Below are 26,538 nucleotides of genomic sequence, written 5' to 3'. Positions count from 1 at the left end.
GGCATCCGACCAGCGAGGGCGTCGTCGTGTACGTCCGCTGCGCTGAGTGCGGCACGCATCGCGTCGATCTCGAGACGCACCCGCAGCGGCCGGCGACGGCCTTCAGCGCCGAGTTCGTCCGGACCCGCCGAGACGAGACATCAGACCGTGACGATGTCTCCGTTGTGCGGCATCCACGGCTGCTGCCCTGACCGCTGGAAGGCCATCGGGATGCCGCGCGCATCCCGCTCCAGCGTGTCCGACACCTGCAGATGCAGGTGGGGCTCGGTGCTGTTGCCGGAGTTTCCGCAGTCGCCGATCCGATCACCCGGAACGACGAGATCGCCGACCCGCACGGTCACGCTGCCCGCACGCAGGTGCGCCAGCAGTACCAGTCCCCTGTCGCATCTGACGGCGACGTGGTTGCCGGCGACAGCCCCCGCGCCCCGACGCACACGCGAGGGCTGCGTGAGGGCGTATCCGAGAAGGGCACCCACCGAACGACGCGCGACGTGGTCGACCTCGCCGTCATGGACACGGACGGCCTCGCCCGACACCGGCGAGAGGATCGAGCGCCCGAAACCGACGAAACCCTCCGGGCTCTCGGTGCCGAGCAGGCTCCGGACCGTGCGCGGCGCGCTGCGCCCGTCCGCGCCCACCGGGACGAAGTCGATCGCATACGAGCTGCCGAACAGCGTGGTGCCGTGGCTCGGAACGCGGGACGCCGGGCTGTTCTGCACCAGCCATCGCCCCGTGAAGGGCAGGGACAGCACCGCCGGCTCCGAGGGGGTCATTCCGTCAGCTCGATGAGCTTGCGCACGGTGCGCGCATTGCGTGCCGTCCCGGCGACGCCGAGCAGCCTATCGAGCACCGCCTTGGTGAGCTTGGTGGTGTGCACGCCTCCCTCGGCGTAGTCGATCCACAGATCGTCGTCGACGAGCGCTATCCGCTCCCCCGGCACGAGCCGCTCCTGCAGGGCGTCGACCGCACCTGCCGACGCGGGGCCCTCGAGGAACATGGCGTGCAGCAGATTCTCGGATGCCCCGGGGAACGGCTGGTTCGAGTGCGACCGCACGAGCTGGTCGTGCGTGCGATGGACGACGGGCGTATCGACGCCGAACTCGGTCGCGATCATTGCGCGCACGTCGGCGCAGACCGATCGCGGGTCACTCGGCTGCTCGCAGATGATGTTGCCGCTCGCGATGTAGGTCGAGACCTCCCCCAGCTCGGGCGCGATCAGTTCGCGCAGCCGCGCCATCGGCACCCTGTTGCGGCCCGAGATGTTGACCGCTCGCAGGAGCAGGACACTGCGGCTCACGCAGCGTCGCTCGCGATGAGCTCGGCGCCTGCGTGTGCGAGCTCTGCGAGGGCTGCCGTGCTCGGCTCCGGAGCGACACCCGCGATCAGGTCGGTGAGGATCCGGACGCGGACTCCGTGTGCGATCGCATCGAGAGCAGAGGCGCGCACGCAGTGGTCTGTGGCGATGCCGACGACGTCGGCCGTGATGACCCCGGCGGCGGTGAGGATCGCTCCGACCGTCTCCCCCGACTCGGTCGCGCCCTCGAACATCGAGTATGCCGGGCGACCCTGCCCTTTGTGCACATGGTGCGTGACGGCCTCCGTCACCAGCAGGGGATCGTAATCCGCACCCGGCGTGCCCGCGACGCAGTGCACGGGCCAGGTGTCGACGAAATCCGGAACCTCCCCGAAGTGGCCGCCGTTGTCGCCCTCGGCGTCGTGCCAATCGCGTGAGGCGACGATGACGTCGTACTCCGATGCATGCAGGGCGAGGAAGTCCGATACCGCGGATGCCACGTCGTCGCCGCCCGCCACGGCCAGCGCCCCGCCCTCGGTGAAGTCGTTCTGGACATCGACGATCAGAAGCGCTCTGCTCATGATCCGAGGGTACGCCGCCCCCGCGCGCCCGCCCAACCCCGGGAAACCAAAAGGCCCCGGGATGTTGTTCACATCACGGGGCCTGCTGGAGCCGCTTGTCAGAATCGAACTGACGACCTTTTCATTACGAGTGAAATGCTCTGCCGACTGAGCTAAAGCGGCGCGATCATCGATATTACCCGTTCCGGAGCCGCACCGCGAATCGAGCCGACATCACTCGCAGCGGACGTCGCTCTCGGGCACCACGTCGTCGAGCAGGAAGGCCTCCACAGTGCTGTCGACGCAACTGCTGCCCTTGTTGTATCCGGTGTGCCCTTCGCCCACGCGGGTGATCAGCACGCCCTCTTCGAGCTGCTGAGCGAGCGACTCGGACCACTCGTACGGGGTCGCCGGGTCATTGGTCGTGCCGACCACGAGGATGGGGCCCGCGCCCTCGGCGTTGATCTCGCCCCGGGTGCCGGTCGGCGGATAAGGCCACACCGAGCAGGAGTCGGGTCCGTTCCAGTACGGAGCGATGGTCGGAGCTCCGTCCGCGATCTTCTTCTCGGTCGCCGCCTCGGCGGCAGGATCGTCCTCGACCGGGTAGTCCATGCAGTTGTACGCGCGGAACGCCTCGCTCGAGTTGTCGAGGTACGTGCCGTTCTCGCGACCGTTGTAGAAGTCGGCGAGGAAGAACGCCGTCGTCGGGTCGCCCTGCAGCGCCTCGTCGAGGGCCTGGGTGAGGTACTGCCAGCTGTCCGCCGAGTACAGTGCCGCGATGATGCCGGTCATCAGCGAGTCCGCGCCGAGCATGCGTCCGTCGCCGTTCTCGAGCGGAGCGGCGTCGACACTCGCCAGCAGCGCACCGAGGTCGGCCATCGCCTCGTCGACCGTGCCGGTGAACGGGCACTCCCCCGAGTCGAGGCAGTCCTGCATGTAGGCGCGAAGGGCCGACTCGAATCCGAGCGCCTGGGTCGCGCCGACATCGAGGCCCGAGACGGCAGGGTCGATCGCGCCGTCGAGCACGAGGCGACCCGCCTTGTCGGGGTAGAGGTCGGCGTACGTCGCACCGAGGAAGGTGCCGTACGAGTAGCCCAGGTAGTTGAGCTGCTTGTCGCCCAGCACCGCACGGATCAGATCCATGTCACGCGCCGCGTTGATCGTCGTCACGTACGGCAGGATGCCGCCGCTGTTCGCCTCGCACGCGTCTGCGAACTCCTTGTGCGCATCGAGGAGCTCCGCCTCCCACTCGGCGCTCCCGCGCTTGCCCGCGGGGATCGAGTAGAGGTAGTCGTCCATGCCCGCAGCATCGAAGCACGTCACGGCCGTCGATTCGCCGACGCCGCGGGGATCGAAGCCGATCACGTCGTAGTTCTCGATGAGGGCGGCTCCGACGGCGAAGTCGAGGCTGTCGCGGATGAGTTCGACTCCACTGGCGCCGGGACCGCCCGGGTTGGTCAGCAGCGAGCCCTGAGCCGTTCCCGTCGCCTGGTGGCGCACGACGGAGAGGGTGATCTCTCCCTCCCCCGGGTTCTCCCAGTCGAGCGGCGCGGTCACGTCGGTGCAGTCGAAGCCCGTGCCGCATTGACTCCAGGTGAGCGTCTGCCCGTAGAACGGCAGCAGGTCGTCGGCGACGCCCTCCGTGTCAGGAGCGTTGGTGGTCGACGGCTTCGGCTCGGCCTGCTCGGGGATCATCGAATACAGACACCCGGAGAGTGCGACCGATGCCGCGGCGAGGCCCGCGATCACAGCGACGGCACGTCGGATGCGGGAAGTCGGTCGATTGTTCACGGTGTCCTCCCGCTCGTGACAGTCACGAGCAAGCTCTCCAGGGCGAGCAGCGGTGCGACATTGCGCTCCAGCGACTGGCGTGTGTCGGCAAGGTGGTCGAGTACGACAAGAGTACGGGTCTCGGGCCAGGCCGCCGCGAGAGCAGCCAGATCCTCACGAAGCTCACGGTTGATCAGCTCGTCGTCCCTGCCGAACTGCAGCATCACGACGTCACGGAACAGCGACTGGAGATCGGTGAGCACCCTGTCGATCCCGTCGCGCAGACTTCGGGTCGCGCGCTTCTTCTGATCGTCTTCCAGGGCTGAGATCTGCGCTCGCAGGGCGGGCGGGACAGCCTGCCCCTCGGCGATCCCGACGGTGCGGAGCAGGGAGGCGCGCTCGGCCGCATCGCGCTCGGCAGTGAGCGCCTTGGCGTCGTCCGTGGCCGCCTGGATGATGCGCCCGGCGACCTCGACGGCGTCGTTGACACCGCGAACTCCCAGCACCGACCTCAGGGTCTCGTCGCGGCGGCGACGGGCGGATTCGTCGGTGGCCAGACGCTGGGCCATGCCGATGTGACGCTGTGCGTGGCGGGCGGCCTGCTCGGCGATGGCTTCGTCGACCCCCGTGCGGAGGGTGATCAGACGTGCCACGTCTGCGACATCGGGCTCACGCAGTCGCAGCGAGCGGACGCGGGAGCGGATCGTCGGCAGCAGGTCGGCTTCGCTCGGCGCGCAGAGGATCCAGACGGTCTGCTCGGGCGGCTCCTCGAGCGCCTTCAGGAGCACGTTGGAGGTTCGCTCGACCATGCGGTCGGCATCTTCGACCACGATCACGCGGTAGCGGCCCGCAGAGGGCGCGAAGTACGAGCGCTCGACGAGCGCACGGGCCTCCGCGATCGTGATGATGACCTTGTCGGTGCGCAGGGCCGTCACATCGGGATGTGTTCCCGCGAGGACCTGACGCATGGCCGCCTCGTCGTCCGGGTGATCCGCGACGAGCGCCGCGGCGAAGGCATGCGCGAGGGTGGATCGTCCCGACCCGGGAGGACCAGTGATCAGCCAGGCGTGCGAGAGCGCGGACGGATCGTATGCGGCATTGCGCAGCGTGTCGACCGCGGCATCCTGCCCCCACACGTCGGCCCACGGGAAAGGGGCGGCGACAGTCTGGGGCATGCCCTCAGCCTAATCGGGAGCACCGACGTACGCGGCACCGCCGGGCGATGTACGCGGCACCGACCGGGTGAAGCCCTGGCCATGACGTGGTCGGGCGCACCGCCGGGCGGATCAGCCGATGAGCGTCGAGACCCGATCGCGGATCTGCTCGGCGATGTTCTCCGGAGTCGCGGCGGCATCGAGAACCAGGAACCGCTCCGGTTCGGCCTGGGCCAGGGCGAGGTACGCGTCACGGACGCGGGCATGGAACTCGGTCTTCTCGGCTTCGAGCCGGTCGAACGGCTTGTCGGCGGAGTCGAGTCGCACGCGCGCCGACTCGGGATCGAGGTCGAGCAGCACGGTGAGATCGGGAAGCGCTCCCTCGGCTGCCCAGAGCGACAGGTCGCGGATCTCGTCGCCGTCCAACACACGCCCCGCGCCCTGATAGGCGACGGACGAGTCGAGGTAGCGGTCCTGCAGCACGACCTCGCCGCGGGCGAGCGCCGGTCGAACGACGGTCGCGACGTGGTGCGCGCGATCGGCCGCGTAGAGCAGAGCCTCTGCCCGCGGGGCGATGTCGCCGCGATGGTGGAGCACGATGTCGCGGATCAGCTGGCCGACCTCCGACCCACCCGGCTCACGGGTGCGCACGACCGTCCGCCCCGCATCCGTCAGCCACTGCCCGAGCAGGTTCGACTGCGTGGTCTTCCCCGATCCGTCTCCGCCTTCGAGCGTGATCCAGACTCCGGAGTCAGACGTCACGAACCGGCCTTCTTCGCGGCGTTCGCGGCACGGGTGGCAGCGGCCTTCTTGGCGGCTGCGGACCGAGCGGCTGCCTTCTCCGCATCGGTCGCGGTCGCCTTCTTCGCGGGCGCCTTCTTCGCGGGCGCCTTCTTGGCCGCGGGCTTCTTCGCGGCGGGCTTCTTCGCCGCGGGCTTCTTGGCCGCACCGCGTTTGGGCGCCGGCCCCTTGGCTCGCTTGTCTGCCAGCATCTGCACCGCGGTCTCGAAGGTGATGTCCTCGACCTTCTGGCCCCGGGGAATCGTGACGTTGGTCTCGCCATCGGTGACGTAGGCGCCGAAGCGTCCGTCGCGGATGCGGATCGGCTTGCCGCTCACGGGATCTGCCTCGAACTCGGCGAGCGCGCTGGATGCTCGGCGCGATCCGGCGCCGTACTTCGGCTGCGAATAGATCTCGAGGGCCTTCTCGAGGGTCACATCGAAGATCTGCGATTCGCTCTCGAGCGAGCGCGAGTCGGTGCCCTTCTTCAGGTAAGGCCCGAACCGGCCGTTCTGCGCGGTGATCTCCTCGCCGCTCTCCGGGTCGGCTCCCACGACGCGCGGCAGGCTGAGAAGCTGCAGCGCCGTGTCGAGATCGATCGTGTCGACCGACATCGAACGGAACAGCGAAGCGGTGCGCGGCTTCGGCGCGGCATCCTTCTTCGCCCCACGCTTGGGCTTGGGCGCCTCGACGACCTCGCCGGTGGCTTCGTCGACCGCCGCATCTTCAGAGACGGGGTCGTTCTCCTGGACGTAGGGACCGAATCGGCCGTCCTTCACGACGACGATCTTGCCGTTGTCCGGGTTCGTGCCGAGCACGCGGTCGCCGGCGACCGGCGCATCGATGAGCTCCTGCGCCTTGGCCTCGGTCAGCTCGTCAGGAGCGAGGTCTTCGGGAACGTTGACGATGCGCGGCTTCTCGTCCGGAGCGTCGGGGTTCGCGACCTCGAGGTAGGGTCCGTACTTGCCGAATCGCAGGGTGGCGGTCTCGGTGATCGGCGTGGAGTTGAGCGCACGTGCGTCGATCTCGCCGAGGTTGTCGACGGTCTGGCGCAGTCCGACGTGCGAATCCGAGCCGTAGTAGAAGGAACGCAACCATTCGACGCGCTTCTGCTCGCCACGGGCGATCGCGTCGAGGTCGTCTTCGAGAGCTGCGGTGAAGTCGTAGTCGATCAGGTCGGCGAAGTGCTCCTCGAGCAGGCGCACGACACTGAAGGCGAGCCACGTCGGCACGAGAGCCTGGCCGCGCTTGGTGGCGTAGCCGCGATCGATCACGGTGCCGATGATGCTCGCGAACGTCGAAGGGCGGCCGATGCCGTGCTCCTCGAGCGCCTTGACGAGCGATGCCTCGGTGAAGCGCGGCTTCGGGGTCGTGCGGTGCCCCTTCGCCTCGGCATCGGACATCCGGAGGTCATCGCCGACGGCGACCGCAGGGAGCGACTGGTTCTCGTCGGCGTCCTTGTCGTTGCGCTTCTCGTCGCGTCCCTCTTCGTATGCCTCGAGGAAGCCCTTGAAGGTGTAGACCGTGCCCGATGCGGTGAACTCGGCCTTCTGCCCGTCGGCGTCGACCGCGATCGTGACGGTCGTGGTCTCGTACTTCGCGTCGGCCATCTGGCTGGCGACGGTGCGCTTCCAGATGAGGTCGTAGAGGCGGTGCTCCTCGCGGTCGAGTTCGGCGGCGACCGACTTCGGGGTGCGGAAGTTCTCACCCGACGGGCGGATGGCCTCGTGCGCCTCCTGGGCGTTCTTGCTCTTCGACTTGTAGACGCGCGGCTTGAGCGGCACGGCGCTGTCGCCGTACAACGCGACGGCCTGGCTGCGAGCGGCCTGCACCGCCTGGGTGCTCAGCGCCACCGAGTCGGTTCGCATATAGGTGATGTAGCCCTTTTCGTAGAGCCGCTGGGCGACGCTCATCGCCTGCTTGGCACTCATGGAGAGCTTTCGCCCGGCCTCCTGCTGCATGGTGGAGGTGGTGAACGGCGCGTATGGGCTGCGGGTGCCGGGCTTCGCCTCGACCTTGGTGACCGTGCCCGTGCCTGCGGCGTCGATCGCCAGCGCGAGGGCCGCCGCCTTCGCCTCGTCGAGGATGATGACGGCCTTCTTGAGCTTGCCGTCGTCGTCGAAGTCGGTGCCTCGGGCGAGCTGACCGCCGTCCACGCGGACCAGACGGACCTTGAATCCGGACGACGAGGACGCGAGCGCCTCGACGTCCCAGTACTCGGCGGACACGAACGCCATGCGCTCGCGCTCACGCTCGACGATCATGCGGGTGGCGGCGGACTGCACTCGGCCGGCAGACAGACCGGTCTTGACCTTGTACCAGAGCACGGGCGAGACATCCCACCCGTACAGTCGGTCGAGGATACGGCGGGTCTCCTGCGCGTCGACCAGGTCGGTGTCGAGCTCACGCGTGTTGCCGATGGCCGCTTGGATCGCGTCCTTGGTGATCTCGTGGAACACCATCCGCTTGACGGGGACCTTGGGCTTCAGCGTCTCGAGCAGGTGCCACGCGATGGCCTCGCCCTCGCGGTCCTCATCAGTGGCGAGCAGAAGCTCGTCGGCAGTCTTGAGCGCCCGCTTGAGTTCGGCGACGGTCTTCGTCTTGCGATCGGAGACCACGTAATAGGGGTCGAAGTCGTTGTCGACGTCGATCGAGTACTTTCCGTACGCCTGCTTGTCCGCGGCGGGGATGTCCTTCTTGTCTGCGAGGTCGCGAATATGGCCGACCGAGCTGAGCACCTCGTAGCCATCGCCGAGGTACCCCTGGATCGACCGCATCTTCGTCGGAGACTCGACGATGACGAGCTTCTTGCCTTCAGCCAAGGGAGCATCCTTTCTTCGAAGCACACCATACACACCGCCGTGATGGGTTGGTCACAGAGGTCGCCTGCATTTTCGCCGGAAAGTGCCTCGCGCCGCAGTCAGATCCCCTCGGGTGGCCCAGCACGGGCTCGGGAGACGGCAGCGAGTCCAGCGTACTTCGCCTTGACCTGCACGGTCGCCACGAAGCCGTCGACGGCGCATTCGGTGAGTGCTGCACCGGAGGCCGCGGCGACCCGCGCGGCGAGGGTGCACGGGTCGACCGTGACGACGACTGCGCCGCTGGCAGCGTCGGCCGCTGCCAGGGCCGCGGCGTCGGCAGCTCCCGCTGCGCGCTGCGCAGTGACTGCCGCGCCGCCGACGGCGGCGAGTCCGAATGACAGAGTCGCGCCGACCACCAGCACGCCGGCCGCGAGCACCGACCCCGCCATCAGTGCTCCACCTCCACCGTCGAGAACATCAGAGTCCTCCGGCGAGCGCGCAACTCGACGCGCGCACGCCCACCCTCACGAAGCCGCCGACGGTGAAGTCGGTCTCTGCGGACACGCACACGAGATCGCCCGACGTGCTGCTCGACATCGACGCACCGGGCACTGCAGCCGACACCGCATGTGCGGCGGCCCCCTCGTCTTCCCCTCTGCCGAGGAGCCGGGCCGCGTCAGCGGTCGCATCCTGCAGTGCCACCTGACGGGAGGCTGCGCCCAGAGCGCCGGCTCCGAGTAGGAGGACGAGCACGACGGCGGGAACCGCGAGCGCGAGCTCCGCAGTCACGGAGCCGCGCTCGCCGGCATGGACGGAAGTCATCACGACACCGTCAGTGCCCGACGCACCAGGTCCGTGAGGATGCCACGCACCTCGTCTGACCTCATGATCACGACCAGGAGGCCGGCGAAGGCGACGGCCGCCATCGTGGTGATGGCGTACTCGGCGGTGGCCGCGCCACTGTCGTCGCCGAAGAGGGTTGCCGCGCTGCGCCGGGTGAGCGAGGGGATGGTGTTCATGTGTTCCTTCTTTCTATGGGACGGATACGCGGTGCATCCGGTGGAACTCGGCCGTCACAGCGGCAGCGGAGTGGAGGCGAGCACGCTCAGCAGAAGCGGTGCGACGCCGAGCAGCAGGAAGGCCGGGAGAGTGCAGACTCCGAGCGGGATGAGCAGCGTCGTCGAGAGCTTGGCCGCGCGAAGGCGTCCGTCCACCCGTGACGCGTGTCTCTCCTGGCCGGCGGAAGCCCGAAGCAGTTCACCCGCCGCGACCCCGGCAGCATGCGACAGCTCGAGCACCGCGCCGATGCGAGCGTCGTCACCGGGAGACGATGCCGGGCTCTCGGCGACGAGGCGCAGGGCTCGTGGGATCGACGCGCCTCCTGAGAGGGCGACCGCCATGAGCTCGGCTCGCATGCCCGGTGTTCCCGGTTCGGGACGCGCCCGCGTGAGGAGTCGCCCGGTCCACGCGCGCGCCGCGGCGACGAGCAGGAGCCCGGCGACCACGCACCCGGCGCCGGCGGGCGTCCCGACGATGACGCCGACAGTGTCGAAGCCGAGTGCGAAGCCGAGGAAGAGGCCGGCGAACGGCATCCAGAGCAGGAGCTTGGCGGTTCCCGCGGGCTCGGCGAGCGCGATGCGCACGTCGTCCGCGGCGGATGACGCGTCGCGCAGCGTCTCAGCGAGCATCCTCAGCACCTCGGCGAGCGGTGCGCCGACGGTCGTCGCGATCTCCCAGGCGGCCGCGAGGTCACGCCACGCGCCACCCTCCGCTTCGATGGCCGCGATGAGCGGGACGCCGCCATCCACACGGGCGATCACGGACGCAGCGTGACGGTCGCCGATCGAGGCAAGATGGCGCCATGCGACCATCGGCACCGCGCCGGCTTGGAGAAGCACCGCGAGCGTCTGCACCGATGTCGCGGCGTCGCCCCCGGTCTCGACGACCGGACGACGCCATCCCCTCACCACGGCCGCACCTCCTCGATGCTCAGCCGATCCCCGCTCACCGCGAGCTCGCCGGCGTGCGCGATGCGTCTCCGCCCGCCAGGCGCCCTGTCGAGATGAAGGACGATCGTGAAGGCGCTCACAGCCTGGCGCGCGAGCGCCGTGGCATCCATCGCCGCGAGGGCGCCGAGCGCTTCGAGCCGGGCCGGCACGTCGCTGAGACCGCTCGCGTGGAGAGTTCCCGCTCCCCCGTCGTGTCCGGTGTTCAGAGCAGTCAGGAGTTCTCTCACCTCCTCGCCGCGGCATTCTCCGACCACGAGACGGTCGGGGCGCATGCGCAGCGACTCGCGGACCAACCGGGCGAGGCTGATGCCGCCGGCTCCCTCGAGATTCGACTGCCGTGCCTCCAGAGCGACGTGGTGGGGATGCTGCGGGCGCAGTTCGGCGACGTCCTCGATCGTGACGATGCGCTCAGAGGCCGGGACGGCTGACAGCAATGCCGACAGCAGCGTGGTCTTGCCCGTTCCCGTCCCGCCGGTGATGAGGATGTTGGCGCGCTCGGCGACGAGCTCGAGAAGCCAGCTGTGCTGGGCCGCGTCGAAGGAGCCGAGCGCCGCCAGCGCGTCGAGATCGGCAGCGCGCACTCTGGGCACACGGATCGAGAGCGCCGTCCCCGACGTCGAGATCGGCGCGAGCACGGCATGGACGCGGATGCCGGAGTCGAGCCTGACATCGACGCACGGAGCCTGGTCGTCGAGATGTCGACCGCCGAGTCCGACGAGCCCGACCGCGAGGTCGCGGACCTCCCGCTCGGACGCGCTCCACCCGAGCACGGGTTCCGCACCATGCCCTCGGTCGATGAACAGCCCGGATGCGCCGTTGACGAAGATGTCGGTGACCTCCTCGTCTGCGCAGTGCTCGGCGAGGAGGCCGAAGGCGGGATCGACCTGCAGCGGCGAAGGAGCACCCCGGACGGTTCCGTCGACGAGCGCCGCCAAGCCGCGCGGCTGAATGACGAAGGGATCAGGCATGCCCCGAAGCTAGGGCTCACGGCGGATCCGCGGGGTCGCCGCGGCGCTCCCGCGACGACCACTGTGAGCAACGTCTGGACGATGGCATCCGTGCAGAGCGGGTGTGGACGGCGTCAGATCGCGAGCCACAGGATGGGAGCGCTCCCGGCATAGAGATGGGCGGCACCTCACGGGGGGAATGAGATGCCGCCCACGGCGTCCCTCATGGGGGAATCGGGCACGCCAAGGCCAGAATGAGAATTCGGCTGTCGTCGAGTGTACGCAAGGCGACCGTCCTGACAAAACCCGTCGGACTACCGACTTTCGGCAGTAATGCGATGTCCGTGCCCGGGACTAGATTCGCCCTGACCTGATCGCGTCAGAGATGCGTTCATGCCCGCACGACCTGCCACGCCGCAAAGGAGCGCCTGCCGATGAGCAGCCAGATCGATCACCTTCTCGATGAGACCCGCCAGTTCCCGCCGTCCGAGGAGTTCGTCGCCCAGTCGGTCTCGTCTCCCCGGCTGTATGAGAGCGCGTCGACCGACCGCGAAGCCTTCTGGGCCGACCAGTCACGCGAACTGCTGGAGTGGCACAAGCCGTTCACTCGCGTGCTCGACTGGTCGACCCCGCCGTTCGCGAAGTGGTTCGACGACGGCGAGCTCAACGTCGCGTACAACTGCCTCGACCGCCACGTCGAGGCGGGCAACGGCGACCGTGTCGCTCTCCACTGGGAGGGCGAACCGGGCGACTCCCGGGCGATCACCTACGCCGAGCTGACCGAGGAGGTCAAGCGCGTCGCGAACGTGCTGGAGGGGCTCGGCATCGGCCATGGCGACCGCGTCGCGATCTACCTGCCGATGATCCCCGAAGCGGTCGCATCGATGCTCGCCGTCGCCCGCGTCGGCGCCATCCACTCGGTCGTGTTCGGCGGGTTCAGCGCCGACAGCCTCCGCTCGCGCATCGATGACGCAGGGGCGAAGCTCGTCATCACCGCCGACGGCGGCTACCGCAAGGGCCGCGTGTCCGCGCTCAAGCCGGCCGTCGACCAGGCGCTCGCCGACCGCGGCGACGGCGAGCAGCAGACGGTCGAGCACGTGCTCGTCGTCAAGCGCGGCGAGAACGAGGTCGACTGGGAGGACGGTCGCGACCTCTGGTGGCACGAGGTCGTCCCCGCGGCCTCCCCCGAGCACACTGCCGTGGCCTTCCCCGCCGAGAACCCGCTGTTCATCCTCTACACCTCCGGGACTACGGGAAAGCCCAAGGGAATCCTGCACACCTCCGGCGGGTACCTCACTCAGGCCGCCTACTCGCACAAGTACGTGTTCGACCTGCATCCCGAGACCGACGTGTACTGGTGCACCGCCGACATCGGGTGGATCACCGGACACAGCTATGTCACCTACGGTCCGCTGGCGAACGGCGCGACCCAGGTCATCTATGAGGGCACGCCTGACGCGCCGCACCCCGGGCGCTGGTGGGAGATCATCGAGAAGTACAAGGTCTCGATCTTCTACACGGCGCCCACCGCGATCCGCTCGTTCATGAAGATCGGCCGCAGCGTGCCCGCGAAGTTCGATCTGTCGTCGCTGCGCCTGCTCGGCTCGGTGGGCGAGCCCATCAACCCCGAGGCGTGGATCTGGTACCGCGACGTGATCGGCGCGGGCAAGACGCCCATCGTCGACACCTGGTGGCAGACCGAGACAGGCGCGATCATGGTCTCTGCACTGCCCGGAGTCACCGCCACCAAGCCGGGATCCGCCCAGGTGCCGCTGCCCGGAATCTCGATCGACGTCGTCGACGAGTCGGGCGCCGAGGTGGGCAACGGCAACGGCGGCCTCCTCGTCGTCACCGAACCGTGGCCGAGCATGCTCCGCGGCATCTGGGGCGACCCTGAGCGGTTCACGGAGACGTACTGGGAGAAGTTCGAGAAGCAGGGCTACTACTTCGCCGGTGACGGTGCGCGCCTCGACCAGGACGGCGACCTCTGGTTGCTCGGCCGGGTAGACGACGTCATGAACGTCTCCGGACACCGCCTCTCGACGGCCGAGATCGAGTCGTCGCTCGTCGCACACGAGGCGACGGCCGAGGCGGCGGTCGTCGGCGCGGCAGATGAGACGACCGGTCAGGCCGTCGTCGCATTCGTGATCATCAAGGAGAGCTACCTCTCGGCGCACGACCCCGCCGGACTCGCGCAGCAGCTGCGCCTCTGGGTGGGTGAGCAGATCGGCGCGATCGCACGGCCCCGCGACGTGTACATCGTGGGCGAGCTTCCGAAGACGCGCTCGGGCAAGATCATGCGGCGTCTGCTGCGCGATGTGGCTGAGGGGCGCGAGGTCGGAGACACCACCACGTTGGCCGACACCGCGGTGATGAGCATCATCTCGGCGCAGGTCAAATAGCGCGGATGCAGCAAACGCCCCCTTCCGAACCGATCCGGAAGGGGGCGTTGCCGTGTGCGCGTGGTGAGGGGTGGCGACCTCAGGCCAGGATGAACGTGGCCTCGACTTCGACCGGGCTGTCGAGCGGGAGCACCGGCACACCGACGGCCGCGCGGACATGCTGCCCGGCGTCGCCGAAGATCTCGCCGAGGACCAGGCTCGCCCCGTTGATCACGCCGGGCTGGCCGGTGAAATCGGGGGTGGATGCCACGAAGCCGCCGAGCCGCAGCACTCCGGCGATCCTGTCCACGCCCCCGGCCGCAGCCGCAGCCGCCGCGAGAGCGTTCAGGGCGCAGGTGCGCGCATAGGCGTTGGCGTCCTCGGCCGTGACCTCTGCCCCGACCTTGCCCGTCGCGGGAAGCGCTCCCTCGACGAAAGGCAGCTGGCCGGAGGTGTAGACGAGTCCGTCGTGCACGACCGCCGGGACGTAGGCTGCGACCGGCGCCGCGACGACGGGGAGCTCGATGCCCAGCTCGGTCAGGCGCTCAGAGACGCTCATGCCGCTCCCCCTTCGAACTGGCGGGACGCCTCGGCTGCGGCAGCGAGACCGGCGTTGCCCGAGGCATCCGCCGTCACCGGGCGCTTGAAGTAGGCGACGAGCCCACCCTCGGGGCCCTGGATGACCTGCACGAGCTCCCAGCCCTGCTTGCCCCAGTTGTTGAGGATCGCTGCGGTGTTGTGGATCAGCAACGGGGTGGTCAGGTACTCCCAGGTGGTCATGGCACTCCTGTCTGGCGGCATCCGCGCTGGCGGCTGCGTCAAAGGCGGTATTCAGGGAACTCCCCTACGATCAAGCGTATGCCTCAAAAGAATCGCACGGTGAAAGGTGCGCTCGGCGGAGTCCTCGGACTCGTCGGGCTGAGCGCCGTCGCCGGCCTCCTCGTCGCGGCCAGCGTCACCCCGGTCCTCGCCATGACCGGTATCGCCGGGTCGCAGGCCCTCACCATCTTCGAAGACCTGCCGGAGAACCTTCAGGTCGGCGCGCCGATGCAGCAGTCGACCATCTATGCGACCGGTCTCGACGGCAACCCCGTCGCCCTGGCGTCGTTCTACGAGCAGAAGCGCATCCCCGTGGCGTACGACCAGGTCGCGCCGGTGATGTACGACGCGATCCTGTCGAGCGAGGACAAGAACTTCTACACCCACGGCGGCATCAACCTCGGCGCGACGCTGAAGGCCGCGGTCGGCAACGTCGCAGGCACGACCGATCGAGGAGCCTCCACGATCACGCAGCAGTACGTGAAGAACGTCCAGGTGCAGGAGTGCGAGCAGGACGTCGACCCCGCGGCCGAGGACTACTCCAAGCAGATCGAGCAGTGCTTCCTCGATGCGGCGGTCGCGGACGGCGGCAAGGGCGTCGAGCGCAAGCTGCAGGAGATGCGTTATGCGCTGAAGATCGAGAAGGACTACTCGAAGAACGAGATCCTCCTCGGCTACCTCAACATCGCCAACTTCGGCGGCACCATCTACGGCATCGAGGCCGCAGCGAACCGGTACTTCTCCACCAGCGCGGCGAATCTCAGTCTCGCGCAGGCGGCGACGATTGCCGGCATGGTGCAGGAGCCCAACCGATTCCGCATCGACCGCCCCGAGGGAATCTGGACGGATGACGCCGGCGTGGCGCACAACGGGGACGCCGACGGCTACAAGGACACGAAGGATCGCAGAGACTACGTCCTCAATCGGATGCTCGCGGACGCGAAGATCACGCAGGCCGCGCACGACGAGGCCGTCGCCTCGCCGGTCACGCCGCTGCTGAGCGAGCCCCAGCAGGGCTGTGCGGCCGCGGGCGACAACGCGTACTTCTGCCAGTACGTGAAGGCCGTCATCGAGAACGACGAGGCGTTCGGCGCCACGGAAGAGGAGCGTCGCTCGAACCTCCGCCGCGGCGGAATGGAGATCTACACCTCCCTCGATCTGCGGGTCCAGCAGCCCGCGATCGACGCGGTCAGGGCGCAGGTCCCGCAGGCGATGCCCGGGATCCTCGTCGGTGGCACCGGAGTGTCGATCGAGGCGTCCACGGGTCGGGTACTCGCCATGGCACAGAACACCGTCTTCAACGAGACGACCGAGGCCAACCTGGCTGCCGGCGAGACCTCTCAGGTCTTCGCGGCCGACAAGGCGCATGGCGGCTCGACCTACGGGTTCGAGACGGGATCGACCTACAAGCTGTTCACGCTTCTGAGCTGGCTGGAGTCCGGCCACTCCGTGAACCAGGTCCTCGACGGTCGCCTCAAGACCTTCAGCCCCTTCACCAGGTGCGGGGACAAGGTGACGAACAGCTCCAAGATCAACAACTTCGGCAACTCCGGCGGCTCGGTGGGCAGCGTGCGACAGTTCACCGCGCAGTCCCTGAACACCGGTTTCCTCGCGATGGCGCAGCAGCTCGATCTCTGCGACATCAACGAGGTGGCGAAGCGACTCGGCGTCCACTACGGCAACGGCGACGACATCACGGTCGGCGGAACGAACGCCAACACCGCTCCGAACGATCCGTTCCCGACGGTTCTGGGCTCGAAGAGCGTGGCTCCTCTGCAGATGGCCGGCGCCTACGCCACCGTCGCCAACAACGGCGTCTACTGCGAGCCTCGCGTGATCGACCGGGTCGTCGGCGAGGACGGCGCGGAGATCACCCCTCCCGCGCAGAAGTGCTCCCAGCAGCTCACCCCCGAGGTCGCCGCGACTGCCGCGTACGCACTGCGAGGCGTCATGGAGGGCAACGGCACCGGAACGAGGGCCAACCCGTACGACGGAACCCAGCTGATCGGCAAGACCGGTACCGCCGAGAAGGAGCACACCATGCTCGTCGAGTCGAGCACCAAGGTCACGACAGCGGTGTGGGTCGGAAACGTCGACGGCCGCGTGCCGCTGAACGACTTCCGCAACGGCGACGGGACGCGACTCGGCGACATCCGCTACGGCCTCGCCAAGGCGATCCAGGGTGCCGCGGATGCCGTGTACCCCGCGGAGGACTTCCCTCGCCCCGACGACAAGCTGGTTCGTCAGGTTCTGACGAACGTTCCCGACGTGGTGGGCAAGTCCGTCGGCGAAGCGACCTCTCTCATCGAGGCTGCGGGCTTCACCGCAGCCGTCGGACCCGCCGTGGACGGTCCCGCCGGCGATGTCGTCATGGCGCAGGACCCGTCCGGACAGGCCCCGAGCGGCGCGACGATCACGATCTCGCCGAGCAACGGCCAGGGCGCGACGGTGCCCGACATCACCGGACAATCGAAGGCCGAAGCGCAGAGCGCGCTGTTCGGGGCAGGGTTCTCGTCGATCGACTTCGACGGGTCATGCAACGGTCAGAACGCCGCGGTCACGTCCACCGACCCGGCCGCGAACACACCGACCACGAAGAGCACGTCCATCAAGGTCCGCTGCAAGTGACGTCTCGCCACGCGGCGCACCCGGCCCTCATCGCGCTCGGCGCGGTGGGGGCCGCTGGTGCCGCAGCCGCCGTCTGGGGCATCGGCATCGAGCGCTACCTCTTCACGGTGCGTGAGGCGACCGCATCCGCTCTCGCCCCGGGTTCCGCACCGTTGCGCGTGCTGCACATCTCGGACGCGCACATGGCTCCGTGGCAGCACCGCAAGCAGGACTGGCTCGCGTCACTCGCGCAGCTGAAGCCCGATCTCATCGTCAACACCGGCGACAATCTCGGACACCGCGACGGTCTCGCCGGGATCAGACGTGCCTTCGAGCCGTTCGCCGGAATCCCCGGTGTCTTCGTGCACGGTTCCAACGACGTCATCGGCCCCTCGCCGCGGAACCCGATCCGCTACTTCGCCGGCCCGTCGCAGCGCCCGCGAGAGCTGAACTTCCTCGACACCGATGCGATGGACGCGTACTTCACCGACGAGCTCGGATGGACGAGCCTGAACAACGCCGCAGCGCGACTCACGGTGGCCGGCAGTCCCCTGGACCTGTTCGGCGTGAGTGATGCGCACTGCGACTGGGACCGGCTCGAGGACCTGCCGGACGCCATCGATGCTCTCGGCCCGCGGACTGCCGGCACATCCGTTCTCGGCGTCACGCACGCGCCCTATCAGCGCGTCCTGAACGGGTTCGTGGAGATGGGCGCCGACGCCATCCTGGGAGGCCACACGCACGGCGGTCAGGTGTGCCTGCCCGGTTTTGGTGCTCTCGTAGCGAACTGCGACATCCCGCTGAAGCAGGCGAAGGGTCTCAGCACGTGGACTCAGGGCGATCGCGCCGTGCCCCTCAATGTCAGCGCGGGCTGCGGACACTCGATCTACGCGCCGATACGCTTCGCGTGCCGCCCCGAGGCGACGCTGCTGACCCTGACGGCGCGCGGTTGATGCCTCGATTCGGCGCTGGGAGCATTTCGCTGTAGACTCGGAGGGTTGCAAAACGGGGTGTGGCGCAGCTTGGTAGCGCGCTTCGTTCGGGACGAAGAGGTCGCAGGTTCAAATCCTGTCACCCCGACAAGTAACACCGGAAGGCCGTCCTCACGGGCGGCCTTCTCTGTATCCGGAACGAGGAGAAAGGCACCGCATGAGTCGCTTGCTCCCCCCGCCTCGACGACTGACCCGAGGCATCGCCCTCGCTCTCGCCCTGCCGTTCTTCGGCGGCATCGCGCTGCTGACGCTCACGCCGACGCGCATCGAGCAGTCCATGCCGAACCTGCTCGATCTCGTGCTGTCCGTTTCGCACCGACTGGGGTGGGAGTCTCTTGATTTCACCCGCCTCGAGGTCATCGCCAACGTTCTGGTCTTCGTGCCCATCGGCATCCTGGCTTTCATTCTCATCCCCCGCCGCCTCTGGCCGCTGGCGCTCGCCCTGGGCCCGGCAGTGTCCCTCTCCATCGAGGCCGCCCAGCGCCTCGCCCTGCCAAATCGTACGGCCACCGTGTCCGATGTGATCGCGAACTCCGGCGGCGCGCTGATCGGCGTAGCGCTCGCGATCCTGTGCACCCTCCTCTTCGCTCCGCGTGTCTCTCAGCACCGCCCGTCTACTCTGGAAGCATCATGACCTCGCCTGCACTCGTCGCCTTCGATCTCGACGACACCCTCGCCCCGTCGAAAGAGCCCATCGATGCTCGCATCGCCTCGTTGCTGCTCGCGCTGCTGCAGCGGGTCGAGGTCGCGATCATCTCGGGCGGCAACGAGGCGCAGTTCCGCGCTCAGGTGATCGCGCGGCTCGGAACCATCGACGAGGCGGCCGCGGCGCGGCTGCACCTGCTCCCCACCTGCGGCACACGGTACCTGCGCCACGACGGCACGGATTTCTCGCCGCTCTACGCCCATGACCTCACCGCGGAGCAGAAGGCCGGCGCTCTCGCCGCCCTGCGCGAGGAGGCGGAGCGTCTGGGGCTGTGGGAGTCTCAGCCCTGGGGTGAGATCCTCGAGGACCGCGGATCCCAGATCACCTTCTCTGCGCTCGGGCAGAAGGCTCCCCGCGATGCCAAGCACGAGTGGGACCCGTCCGGTGCGAAACGAGAAGCTCTTCGGGACGCCGTGGCGGCGAGACTCCCCGAGCTCGAAGTGCGATCCGGCGGTTCGACCTCCATCGACATCACTCTGGCCGGCATCGACAAGGCCTTCGGCATGAAGCAGCTCGCCGAGCACACCAGCATCCCCCTCACCTCGATGCTGTTCTACGGTGACCGACTCGATGAAGGCGGCAACGACTACCCCGTCCTGGCGATCGGAGTGCCCTCGGTCGCGGTCGAGGGGTGGGAGGACACCGCAGACAAGCTCGACGAGCTTCTCGCGACCCTCTGACCGCCCACCCCTCCCCTCGAATCCGGGGACGAGGTCAGCGGACGACGGCCTCCGACGCTGCCCGTGCGACCGGCACGAGGCGCGTGAGCTGAGTGACGTGCGACGGCTCGAGCTCCGCGAGTGAGGCGACGCCCAGAAGACGCATGGTGCGTTCGATCTCCGTCCGCAGGATCTCGATCGTGCGGTCGACGCCCGCACGGCCGCCAGCCATGAGGCCGTAGAGGTAGGCGCGTCCGATGAGGGTGAAGTCCGCTCCGAGCGCGACCGCCGCGACGATGTCCGCGCCGTTCATGATCCCCGTGTCGACCATGACCGTGAAGTCGTCACCCACGGCGGTCCGGACCTCCGGCAGAAGGTGGAACGGAATGGGCGCGCGGTCGAGCTGCCGCCCGCCGTGGTTGGAGAGCACGATGCCGTCGACGCCCGCGTCACGCAGGCGCACCGAATCCTCGACGTTCTGCACGCCCTTGATCACGATCTTGCCCGGCCAGATGTCACGGATCACCGCAAGGTCGTCGTAGCTGATCGTGGGGTCCATAGCCGCGTCGAGCAGCTCGCCGACGGTGCCGCCGGTGGTGCTCAGCGACGCGAACTCCAGCTTCGGGGTCGTCAGGAAGTCGTACCACCACCACGGACGCGGGATGGCATTGATGATGGTGCCGAGCGTGAGCTGCGGCGGGATGCTGAAGCCGTTGCGCTTGTCACGCAGCCGCGCTCCGGCGACCGGGGTGTCCACCGTGAACTGCAGCGTGTCGAAGCCCGCGGCGGCAGCACGGCGAGTGAGTTCGTAGGAGATCTCGCGGTCGCGCATGACATAGAGCTGGAACCAGTTGCGTCCGTGCGGGTTGGCCGCCTTCACGCCCTCGATCGACGTCGTGCCCAGGGTCGAGAGGGTGAACGGGATGCCGGCCGCCGCCGCCGCTCCCGCGCCGGCGACCTCGCCCTCTGTCTGCATGAGACGCGTGAAGCCTGTCGGCGCGATGCCGAACGGGAGCGCCGACGGGCCGCCGAGGATCTCGACCGCGGTGTCGACGTCCGGAGCCGGCCGGAGGATGCCGGGGTGGAACTCCACATCCTGGAATGCCTGGCGTGCCCGCGTGAGCGACAGCTCGCCCTCGGCGGCGCCATCGGTGTAGTCGAACGCGGCCTTCGGCGTGCGCCTCTTGGCGATCGTGCGCAGGTCGTCGATCGTGAGCGCCGAGTCGAGACGGCGCTTCTTGCCGTTGAACTCGGGCTTCTTGAACTTCATCAGGTCGAGAAGCTCTGCGGGGTTGGGAACCTGGCGCTGGACCATGGCTGTCCTCTCAGTCGGTGGGTCGGACGCTGCGGGTGAGCCCCGCCGCGGTGTAGTAGCCGGTGATGTGCGCTCGGACGAGGGTCTGGGCGGTCGCCGCGTCACCCGCGGCGATGGCCTCGATGATGGCTCGGTGCTCGGCGCGCAGCAGATCTGCCATGGCATCCCAGTCGGCGATGGATGAGGCGCCCTGCTGCACGTACGACTCGATGGAGGTGCGCAGGCCCGCCATGATCGCGGCGACGACGGTGTTGCCACTCGATTCCGCGAGGGCGAGGTGGAGCTGGGCATCGAGGGCGAGGAACTCGTCAGGCGTCAGGGCGCCGACGTCCATCGCATCGAGCACGCTGTGCGCCGCGGTGAGATCGGGCGCGTGCTGGCTCGCGAGAGCGGCGACGACCGCGTCTTCGAGCAGCAGTCGGGTCTGCACCACGTCCGCGAGCGGAAAGCCCTGTGCGGCGACCTGGAGGCGCAGAAGCGTCGACATGCCACCGGACGGGGTCGCGATCACGATCGCGCCCGACTGCGGCCCCGAGCCGGTCGAGGTGCGGATCAGCCCCATGACCTCGAGCACGCGCAGCGCCTCTCGGACGCTCGAGCGCCCGACACCCAGGTCCGCGGCGAGCTCGCGCTCCGAGGCGAGACGATCACCGGGGCCGAGACGCCCGTCGAGCAGGTCGCGCTCGACATGTTCGAGCACGAGCCTCCAGGCGCGCGCTGGCTGCTCCGGCATCCGCTCTCCTCATCGTGTGCATCGGCGGCATCGATCCCCGACGCACCTGTGGTCTGACCACAGTAGCGTGTGTGGTCAGACCACGCAACCGGGGTACGCCGACACACCGCCCGAGGGCGGAGGATGACGCGAGGGCGTTCAGCCCAGCCGCCCACCCGACTCTTCGAGGTAGCACGCGCCGCACAGCGACTCGTAGGTCGTGATCTCCGGCGCCAGCGATCCGTCAGCGCCCTCGTCGATGGCGACCTGGTCGCCGTCGAAGACGAACCGACCACCGATCACACGACCGTTGAAGACGGCCTTGCGCCCGCAGCGGCAGATGGTCTTCAGCTCCTCGAGGGAGTGCGCGATCGCGAGCAGACGAGCCGACCCCGGGAAGGCGTGGGTGAGGAAGTCATTGCGGATGCCGTAGGCGATCACCGGGATGCCGTCCTCGATCGCGATGCGGAAGAGGTCGTCGACCTGCTCCGCCGTGAGGAACTGCGCCTCGTCGATCAGGAGGCAGGCGACATCGATCGACCCCCCGCGGACCGGTTCATCGGCGACCGCACGGCGCACGCGATCCCGGTGCTCGTCGAAGAGCTCGCGGACGTCCGCATCGGGAGCGATGAGATAGTCGACGTGCCGCGTGACACCGAGTCGACTCGCGATCTCGGATGCACCCTTGGTGTCGATCGCCGGCTTCGCGAGCAGCACGTGCTGGCCGCGCTCCTCGTAGTTGTACGCGGCCTGGAGCAGCGAGGTGGACTTGCCCGAGTTCATCGCCCCGTAGCGGAAGTAGAGCTTCGCCACCGGCGCGCTACTCGTTGATGCCGAGCGTGGCCGCGGTCGCCGCGGTGGACTTCGCCGCCAGCTCGGGATCCTTGTTCAGCTGCTCGCCGAATGTCGGGATGAGCTCGCGCAGTTCCGACTCCCAGCCGGGGTACTCGTCGGGGAAGCACTTCTTCAGCAGATCGAGCATGATCGGCACGGCGGTGGAGGCGCCGGGCGAGGCCCCGAGCAGACCGGCGATCGAACCGTCGGCCGCGGACACCACTTCGGTGCCGAACTGCAGGATGCCGCCCTTCTTGGGGTCCTTCTTCATGACCTGGGCGCGCTGCCCCGCGTCGATGAGCGTCCAGTCCTCGTCCTTCGCCGTCGGCATGAACGTGCGCAGGCTGTCGACCTTCTTGGCGTGGTTCTTCAGCAGCTCCCCCACCAGGTAGGTGATGAGGTCGGGATTCGCGAACGCGACGCGCAGCATCGGCCACAGATTGTGCGTGCGCACCTGCGACACGATGTCGAGCATCGAGCCGTTCTTGAGGAACTTCGGGCTGAAGGTCGCGAACGGGCCGAACATCAGGGAGGCCTCGCCGTCGACCACGCGCGTGTCGAGGTGCGGGACCGACATGGGCGGGGCGCCCACCGAGGCCTGCGAGTACACCTTCGCCTTGTGCTGTGCGACGATCTTCGGGTTCGAGGTCTTGAGGAACTGCCCGCCGATCGGGAAGACACCGTAGCCCTTGATCTCGGGGATGCCCGAGCGCTGCAGCAGCTTGAGCGCCCAGCCGCCGGCGCCGACGAACACGAAACGCGCCTTGATCTGGTTCGGCGTGCGACCGATGGTCGTGCGGTAGTTGATGAGCCAGGTGCCGTCCTTCTGCTTCTTCAGGCTCTTGACCTCGTGGTTGGTGCGCAGCGCGACGCCCGACTCGGTGAGGTGGTCGAAGAGCTGGTGCGTCAGCGCACCGAAGTCGACGTCGGTTCCGGCGGGCACGCGGGTGGCCGCGAACGGCTCGCCCTTACGGCGCTGCTGCATGAGCAGCGGCGCCCACTTGTTGATGACGCGGGAATCCTCGCTGTACTCGATGCCCTCGAACAGCGGCTGCTTCTTCAGGACCTCGTAGCGGTCCTTGAGGTACTTGACGTCCTTCTCACCGCGTACGAACGTCATGTGCGGCGTCGCGTTGATGAAGGTCGACGGCGCATCGAGCACGCCGCGATCGACCAGAGACGACCAGAACTGACGACTCTGCTGGAACTGCTCGTTGATCGAGACGGCCTTGGCGGGGTCGAGCGGAGCGCCCTTCTGCTGCGGCATGTAGTTCAGCTCGCAGAGCGCCGCGTGGCCGGTGCCCGCGTTGTTCCACGGGTTCGACGATTCCTGAGCCACATCGGAGAGTCGCTCGAACGCGACGATCTTCCAATCCGGCTGCAGCTCGTGCAGAAGGGTACCCAGGGTGGCGCTCATGATGCCACCACCGATCAAGACGACATCGACGGTTTCGGTCACCACGACAGTCTAGTTCGCGGTCACGGCACGACAGACCACGCGGGGCCGTCCGGCGAGACCGGATCCGCATGACCGCGATGCGGTCAGGCTATGGCGACCAGGCGCTCGGCGAGGATCTCGGCGATCTGCACCGCGTTCAGCGCCGCGCCCTTGCGCAGGTTGTCGTTGCTGATGAACAGCACGAGGCCCTTGTTCTCGGGAGCGGACTGGTCGGCGCGGATTCGTCCGACGAAGCTCGGGTCCTTGCCCGCGGCCTGGAGCGGCGTGGGCACCTCGTCGAGGACGACACCGGGGGCTGCGGCGAGCACCTCGGCGGCGCGCTGCGGCGTGATGTCGCGGGCGAACTCGACGTTGATCGAGAGCGAGTGGCCCGTGAAGACGGGAACCCGCACGCACGTGCCGGCGACACGGAGGTCGGGCAGCTCGAGGATCTTGCGGCTCTCGTTGCGGAGCTTCTTCTCCTCGTCCGTCTCGTTCTGACCGTCGTCGACCAGGTTGCCCGCGAACGGGATGACGTCGAACGCGATCGGAGCGACGTACTTCTCGGGCTCCGGGAAGTCGATCGACGAGCCGTCGTGCACGAGGCGCAGCGTGTCGCCCTGGGCGAGGACGCCCTCGACCTGCCCGAGGAGCTCCTGCGCACCGGCGAGACCCGAACCGGAGACGGCCTGGTAGGTCGAGACGATCAGGCGCTCGAGACCCGCTTCGGCGTGCAGCGCCTTCAGCACCGGCATGGCGGCCATGGTCGTGCAGTTCGGGTTGGCGATGATGCCGCGAGGGCGGTCGTCGATCGCGTGCGGGTTGACCTCGCTGACGACCAGCGGAACCTCGGGATCGTTGCGCCAGGCGCTGGAGTTGTCGACGACGACGGCTCCGGCCTCGGCGAAGCGGGGAGCGTATGCGCGGCTGGCGGTCGCGCCGGCCGAGAAGAGGGCGATGTCGATGCCCGCGGCATCCGCCGTCTCGACATCCTCGACGATGACGGTCGCGCCGCCGAACTCGATGGCGGTGCCTGCAGAGCGCGACGACGAGAACAGGCGCAGCTCACGGATCGGGAAGGACCGTTCGGCGAGAATCTCGCGCATCACGGTGCCCACCTGGCCGGTGGCGCCGACGATGGCGACGGAGAGTCCTGAGTCGGAGATGCGGGTCATGATGTTCCTTGGCGTCGTGCAGTGCTGCATGCGAGGCTTCAGGCGCGACGTCGGGATGCGGATGCCGCGCCTGGCGCCGATGTCAGGGTTTCGGTGAGTCTACCGTGCCGTCCGGTGATCGAGGACCGACCGTCGGGCGGGGTGCGGGCCGGGTCAGCATCCCGAGTCAGTTTTGCGGATCGGGTCACGATTCGCGGACGGGATCAGCTGACACTTCCGCAGATCGTGCGGTCATCCGCAGATCGTGCGCGATCGGCGGAGGTCAGCGACCGGTGCCGGCGTGGACCGTGGCCTCGGCGTCGCCGTCGAGTCCGTACGCGGTGTGCACGGTGCGGGCGGCCTCGGCCAGGTCGGTGTCGCGGAGCACGACCGAGATGCGGATCTCGGACGTCGAGATCATCTCGATGTTGATGCCACCGGCCGACAGCGCCTCGAACAGCGTCGCGGAGACGCCCGAGTGCGTCCGCATACCCGCTCCGACGACGGACAGCTTGCCGATCTGGTCGTCGTGCACCAGGTTCTGGAAGCCCACTTCGGTCTGCTCCCCCGCGAGCGCCTTGAGCGCAGCCGAGGAATCGGCCTTGGGAACCGTGAACGAGATGTCGGTGCGACCCGTGGCCGACACGTTCTGCACGATCATGTCGACGTTGGCGCCGGACTTCGCGACGATCTTGAAGATCTCCGCCGCCTTGCCCGGCACGTCCGGAACGCCGGCGACGGTGATCTTGGCCTGGCCGAAGTCGGTGGCGACACCGGCGACGATCGGTTCTTCCATGGCTGCTGCTCCCTCGGCTTCGCGAGGGTTCTTCATACCCTCGCCCAGAACGTATGTGCCCTCGGACGACGAGAACGTCGAACGGGCGTGGATCAGGACGCCGTGACGGCGTGCGTACTCGACAGCGCGGATGTAGAGCACCTTCGCGCCGTTGGCGGCGAGCTCGAGCATCTCCTCGCTGCCGATGTGGTCGAGCTTCTGCGCCTTCGGGATGACGCGGGGGTCGGCCGTGAAGATGCCGTCGACGTCGCTGTAGATCTCGCAGACGTCGGCGTCGAGGGCCGCGGCGAGAGCGACGGCCGTCGTGTCCGAGCCGCCGCGTCCGAGCGTGGTGATGTCGCGGGTGTCGCGGTTGAAGCCCTGGAAGCCGGCGACGATGACGATGGCCCCCTCGTCGAGCGCTTCGCGCAGACGGATCGGGGTGACATCCACGATGCGGGCGGCGCCATGCTGCGAGTCGGTGATCATGCCCGCCTGGCTGCCGGTGAACGACCGCGCCTCGAAGCCCATCGAGTGGATGGCCATGGCCAGGAGCGCCATCGAGATGCGCTCACCGCTCGAGAGCAGCATGTCGAGCTCACGCGGAGCGGGAATCGGCGCGACCTCGTTGGCGAGGTCGAGCAGCTCGTCGGTCGTGTCGCCCATCGCGCTCACGGCGACGACGACGTCATGGCCGGCGCGACGCGTGTCGACGATGCGCTTGGCGACGCGCTTGATGCTCTCTGCGTCGGCGACTGAGGAGCCGCCGTACTTCTGCACGATGAGGGCCACGTTCACTCCCTGGGATGTCGGGCGGATCCGCCCACCCCC

The 26,538-nt window shown here is 68.3% G+C and carries 25 protein-coding genes and 2 tRNA genes; 6 read left to right on the top strand and 21 right to left on the bottom strand.

All coding sequences use genetic code 11. The annotated features are described in order from the left end of the window. Positions 1 to 140: 140 nt before the first annotated feature. From ASE34_RS15115 to ASE34_RS15055, 13 genes are all read right to left on the bottom strand, one after another. Entirely contained in the window at positions 141 to 773 is a 633-nt protein-coding gene (locus ASE34_RS15115) for a M23 family metallopeptidase (RefSeq protein WP_056279869.1), read from the bottom strand. Next, on the bottom strand, positions 770 to 1,297 hold the full coding sequence (locus tag ASE34_RS15110) for a DUF1697 domain-containing protein (RefSeq protein ID WP_056279867.1): 528 nt from the start codon (positions 1,295 to 1,297) through the stop codon (positions 770 to 772). Before ASE34_RS15110 ends, ASE34_RS15115 begins: the two co-directional genes overlap by 4 nt. Continuing rightward, positions 1,294 to 1,875 (bottom strand): isochorismatase family protein, encoded by a 582-nt coding sequence (locus tag ASE34_RS15105; protein WP_056279866.1) that lies wholly within the window; start codon positions 1,873 to 1,875, stop codon positions 1,294 to 1,296. The genes ASE34_RS15110 and ASE34_RS15105 overlap by 4 nt, the downstream gene beginning before the upstream one ends. An 86-nt stretch (positions 1,876 to 1,961) precedes the next feature. After that, a tRNA-Thr gene (locus ASE34_RS15100) sits at positions 1,962 to 2,037 on the bottom strand. A 51-nt stretch (positions 2,038 to 2,088) separates the two neighbouring features. After that, positions 2,089 to 3,645, bottom strand: a complete 1,557-nt coding sequence (locus tag ASE34_RS15095; protein WP_056279864.1) for an alpha/beta hydrolase — start codon at positions 3,643 to 3,645, stop codon at positions 2,089 to 2,091. Further along, on the bottom strand, positions 3,642 to 4,799 hold the full coding sequence (locus tag ASE34_RS15090) for a DNA polymerase III subunit delta' (protein WP_056279862.1): 1,158 nt from the start codon (positions 4,797 to 4,799) through the stop codon (positions 3,642 to 3,644). The genes ASE34_RS15095 and ASE34_RS15090 overlap by 4 nt, the downstream gene beginning before the upstream one ends. Before the next feature lie 111 nt (positions 4,800 to 4,910). Further along, positions 4,911 to 5,540 carry a dTMP kinase gene (gene tmk / locus ASE34_RS15085; protein ID WP_056279859.1) on the bottom strand — a complete coding sequence of 210 codons (630 nt, stop codon included), beginning with the start codon at positions 5,538 to 5,540 and terminating at the stop codon, positions 4,911 to 4,913. Further along, positions 5,537 to 8,380 (bottom strand): type I DNA topoisomerase, encoded by a 2,844-nt coding sequence (topA, locus tag ASE34_RS15080; protein ID WP_056279857.1) that lies wholly within the window; start codon positions 8,378 to 8,380, stop codon positions 5,537 to 5,539. Before topA ends, tmk begins: the two co-directional genes overlap by 4 nt. Positions 8,381 to 8,478: 98 nt before the next feature. Then, positions 8,479 to 8,808 carry an Rv3654c family TadE-like protein gene (locus ASE34_RS15075; RefSeq protein ID WP_056279855.1) on the bottom strand — a complete coding sequence of 110 codons (330 nt, stop codon included), beginning with the start codon at positions 8,806 to 8,808 and terminating at the stop codon, positions 8,479 to 8,481. Positions 8,809 to 8,836: 28 nt separating this feature from the next. Then, positions 8,837 to 9,181 carry a TadE family type IV pilus minor pilin gene (locus ASE34_RS15070; RefSeq protein WP_053097363.1) on the bottom strand — a complete coding sequence of 115 codons (345 nt, stop codon included), beginning with the start codon at positions 9,179 to 9,181 and terminating at the stop codon, positions 8,837 to 8,839. Further along, the gene (locus tag ASE34_RS15065) at positions 9,181 to 9,378 is read right to left on the bottom strand and encodes a DUF4244 domain-containing protein (RefSeq protein WP_053097366.1); all 198 of its coding nucleotides are present in this window, start codon (positions 9,376 to 9,378) and stop codon (positions 9,181 to 9,183) included. The genes ASE34_RS15070 and ASE34_RS15065 overlap by 1 nt, the downstream gene beginning before the upstream one ends. A gap of 54 nt (positions 9,379 to 9,432) precedes the next feature. Then, positions 9,433 to 10,329 carry a type II secretion system F family protein gene (locus ASE34_RS15060; RefSeq protein WP_082586679.1) on the bottom strand — a complete coding sequence of 299 codons (897 nt, stop codon included), beginning with the start codon at positions 10,327 to 10,329 and terminating at the stop codon, positions 9,433 to 9,435. Then, complete coding sequence (locus ASE34_RS15055; RefSeq protein WP_056279853.1) at positions 10,323 to 11,336, bottom strand: TadA family conjugal transfer-associated ATPase; 1,014 nt, start codon at positions 11,334 to 11,336, stop codon at positions 10,323 to 10,325. Before ASE34_RS15055 ends, ASE34_RS15060 begins: the two co-directional genes overlap by 7 nt. Positions 11,337 to 11,749: 413 nt before the next feature. Here ASE34_RS15055 and acs point away from each other — a divergent pair, with 413 nt between their 5' ends. Further along, the gene (gene acs, locus ASE34_RS15050) at positions 11,750 to 13,717 is read left to right on the top strand and encodes an acetate--CoA ligase (RefSeq protein WP_056279851.1); all 1,968 of its coding nucleotides are present in this window, start codon (positions 11,750 to 11,752) and stop codon (positions 13,715 to 13,717) included. A 79-nt stretch (positions 13,718 to 13,796) separates the two neighbouring features. On the opposite strand, the gene ASE34_RS15045 is transcribed toward acs, so the two are convergent. Further along, on the bottom strand, positions 13,797 to 14,255 hold the full coding sequence (locus ASE34_RS15045) for a RidA family protein (protein ID WP_056279849.1): 459 nt from the start codon (positions 14,253 to 14,255) through the stop codon (positions 13,797 to 13,799). Continuing rightward, complete coding sequence (locus tag ASE34_RS15040) at positions 14,252 to 14,476, bottom strand: DUF4177 domain-containing protein (protein ID WP_053097373.1); 225 nt, start codon at positions 14,474 to 14,476, stop codon at positions 14,252 to 14,254. Before ASE34_RS15040 ends, ASE34_RS15045 begins: the two co-directional genes overlap by 4 nt. Before the next feature lie 78 nt (positions 14,477 to 14,554). Between ASE34_RS15040 and ASE34_RS15035 the strand changes: the two genes are divergently transcribed. The 5 genes from ASE34_RS15035 (at position 14,555) to ASE34_RS15015 (ending at position 19,500) form a co-directional block, all read left to right on the top strand. Next, the gene (locus ASE34_RS15035; protein ID WP_056279847.1) at positions 14,555 to 17,143 is read left to right on the top strand and encodes a transglycosylase domain-containing protein; all 2,589 of its coding nucleotides are present in this window, start codon (positions 14,555 to 14,557) and stop codon (positions 17,141 to 17,143) included. Next, a complete protein-coding gene (locus ASE34_RS15030) occupies positions 17,140 to 18,075 on the top strand; it encodes a metallophosphoesterase (protein WP_053097377.1) in 936 nt (311 codons plus the stop codon). Before ASE34_RS15035 ends, ASE34_RS15030 begins: the two co-directional genes overlap by 4 nt. 53 nt (positions 18,076 to 18,128) lie before the next feature. Beyond that, positions 18,129 to 18,202, top strand: a tRNA-Pro gene (locus ASE34_RS15025). A gap of 69 nt (positions 18,203 to 18,271) precedes the next feature. After that, positions 18,272 to 18,748, top strand: a complete 477-nt coding sequence (locus tag ASE34_RS15020; protein WP_056279845.1) for a VanZ family protein — start codon at positions 18,272 to 18,274, stop codon at positions 18,746 to 18,748. Then, entirely contained in the window at positions 18,745 to 19,500 is a 756-nt protein-coding gene (locus tag ASE34_RS15015; protein ID WP_056279843.1) for an HAD-IIB family hydrolase, read from the top strand. Before ASE34_RS15020 ends, ASE34_RS15015 begins: the two co-directional genes overlap by 4 nt. A 34-nt stretch (positions 19,501 to 19,534) precedes the next feature. On the opposite strand, the gene ASE34_RS15010 is transcribed toward ASE34_RS15015, so the two are convergent. From ASE34_RS15010 to ASE34_RS14985, 6 genes are all read right to left on the bottom strand, one after another. After that, positions 19,535 to 20,794, bottom strand: a complete 1,260-nt coding sequence (locus ASE34_RS15010) for an alpha-hydroxy acid oxidase (RefSeq protein ID WP_053097383.1) — start codon at positions 20,792 to 20,794, stop codon at positions 19,535 to 19,537. A 10-nt stretch (positions 20,795 to 20,804) separates the two neighbouring features. Further along, a complete protein-coding gene (locus ASE34_RS15005; protein ID WP_056279841.1) occupies positions 20,805 to 21,527 on the bottom strand; it encodes a FadR/GntR family transcriptional regulator in 723 nt (240 codons plus the stop codon). Between the two features lie 138 nt (positions 21,528 to 21,665). Then, positions 21,666 to 22,319 carry a thymidine kinase gene (locus ASE34_RS15000; RefSeq protein ID WP_056279839.1) on the bottom strand — a complete coding sequence of 218 codons (654 nt, stop codon included), beginning with the start codon at positions 22,317 to 22,319 and terminating at the stop codon, positions 21,666 to 21,668. A 7-nt stretch (positions 22,320 to 22,326) separates the two neighbouring features. Then, a complete protein-coding gene (locus ASE34_RS14995; RefSeq protein ID WP_053099206.1) occupies positions 22,327 to 23,799 on the bottom strand; it encodes a malate:quinone oxidoreductase in 1,473 nt (490 codons plus the stop codon). Between the two features lie 83 nt (positions 23,800 to 23,882). Further along, positions 23,883 to 24,953 (bottom strand): aspartate-semialdehyde dehydrogenase, encoded by a 1,071-nt coding sequence (locus ASE34_RS14990; protein ID WP_053097389.1) that lies wholly within the window; start codon positions 24,951 to 24,953, stop codon positions 23,883 to 23,885. A 262-nt stretch (positions 24,954 to 25,215) separates the two neighbouring features. After that, a complete protein-coding gene (locus ASE34_RS14985; protein WP_053099207.1) occupies positions 25,216 to 26,499 on the bottom strand; it encodes an aspartate kinase in 1,284 nt (427 codons plus the stop codon). Positions 26,500 to 26,538: the final 39 nt, after the last annotated feature.

The sequence above is a fragment of the Microbacterium sp. Root280D1 genome (genome assembly GCF_001428975.1).
Taxonomy (GTDB): domain Bacteria; phylum Actinomycetota; class Actinomycetes; order Actinomycetales; family Microbacteriaceae; genus Microbacterium.
Note: the sequence above shows the minus strand (reverse complement) of the source record. Positions and strands in the feature narration are given on the sequence as shown.

Bases quoted from the DNA above. Each gene is read 5' to 3' on its own strand.
- ASE34_RS14990 (WP_053097389.1), bottom strand. From the start codon at position 24,953: ATGACCCGCATCTCCGACTCAGGACTCTCCGTCGCCATCGTCGGCGCC.
- ASE34_RS15075 (WP_056279855.1), bottom strand. From the start codon at position 8,808: ATGGCGGGGTCGGTGCTCGCGGCCGGCGTGCTGGTGGTCGGCGCGACT.
- ASE34_RS15055 (WP_056279853.1), bottom strand. From the start codon at position 11,336: ATGCCTGATCCCTTCGTCATTCAGCCGCGCGGCTTGGCGGCGCTCGTC.
- ASE34_RS15015 (WP_056279843.1), top strand. From the start codon at position 18,745: ATGACCTCGCCTGCACTCGTCGCCTTCGATCTCGACGACACCCTCGCC.
- ASE34_RS15065 (WP_053097366.1), bottom strand. From the start codon at position 9,378: ATGAACACCATCCCCTCGCTCACCCGGCGCAGCGCGGCAACCCTCTTC.
- ASE34_RS15040 (WP_053097373.1), bottom strand. From the start codon at position 14,476: ATGACCACCTGGGAGTACCTGACCACCCCGTTGCTGATCCACAACACC.
- ASE34_RS15105 (WP_056279866.1), bottom strand. From the start codon at position 1,875: ATGAGCAGAGCGCTTCTGATCGTCGATGTCCAGAACGACTTCACCGAG.
- ASE34_RS15020 (WP_056279845.1), top strand. From the start codon at position 18,272: ATGAGTCGCTTGCTCCCCCCGCCTCGACGACTGACCCGAGGCATCGCC.
- acs (WP_056279851.1), top strand. From the start codon at position 11,750: ATGAGCAGCCAGATCGATCACCTTCTCGATGAGACCCGCCAGTTCCCG.
- ASE34_RS15005 (WP_056279841.1), bottom strand. From the start codon at position 21,527: ATGCCGGAGCAGCCAGCGCGCGCCTGGAGGCTCGTGCTCGAACATGTC.
- ASE34_RS15035 (WP_056279847.1), top strand. From the start codon at position 14,555: ATGCCTCAAAAGAATCGCACGGTGAAAGGTGCGCTCGGCGGAGTCCTC.
- ASE34_RS15010 (WP_053097383.1), bottom strand. From the start codon at position 20,794: ATGGTCCAGCGCCAGGTTCCCAACCCCGCAGAGCTTCTCGACCTGATG.
- ASE34_RS15045 (WP_056279849.1), bottom strand. From the start codon at position 14,255: ATGAGCGTCTCTGAGCGCCTGACCGAGCTGGGCATCGAGCTCCCCGTC.
- ASE34_RS15115 (WP_056279869.1), bottom strand. From the start codon at position 773: ATGACCCCCTCGGAGCCGGCGGTGCTGTCCCTGCCCTTCACGGGGCGA.
- ASE34_RS15090 (WP_056279862.1), bottom strand. From the start codon at position 4,799: ATGCCCCAGACTGTCGCCGCCCCTTTCCCGTGGGCCGACGTGTGGGGG.
- ASE34_RS15070 (WP_053097363.1), bottom strand. From the start codon at position 9,181: ATGACTTCCGTCCATGCCGGCGAGCGCGGCTCCGTGACTGCGGAGCTC.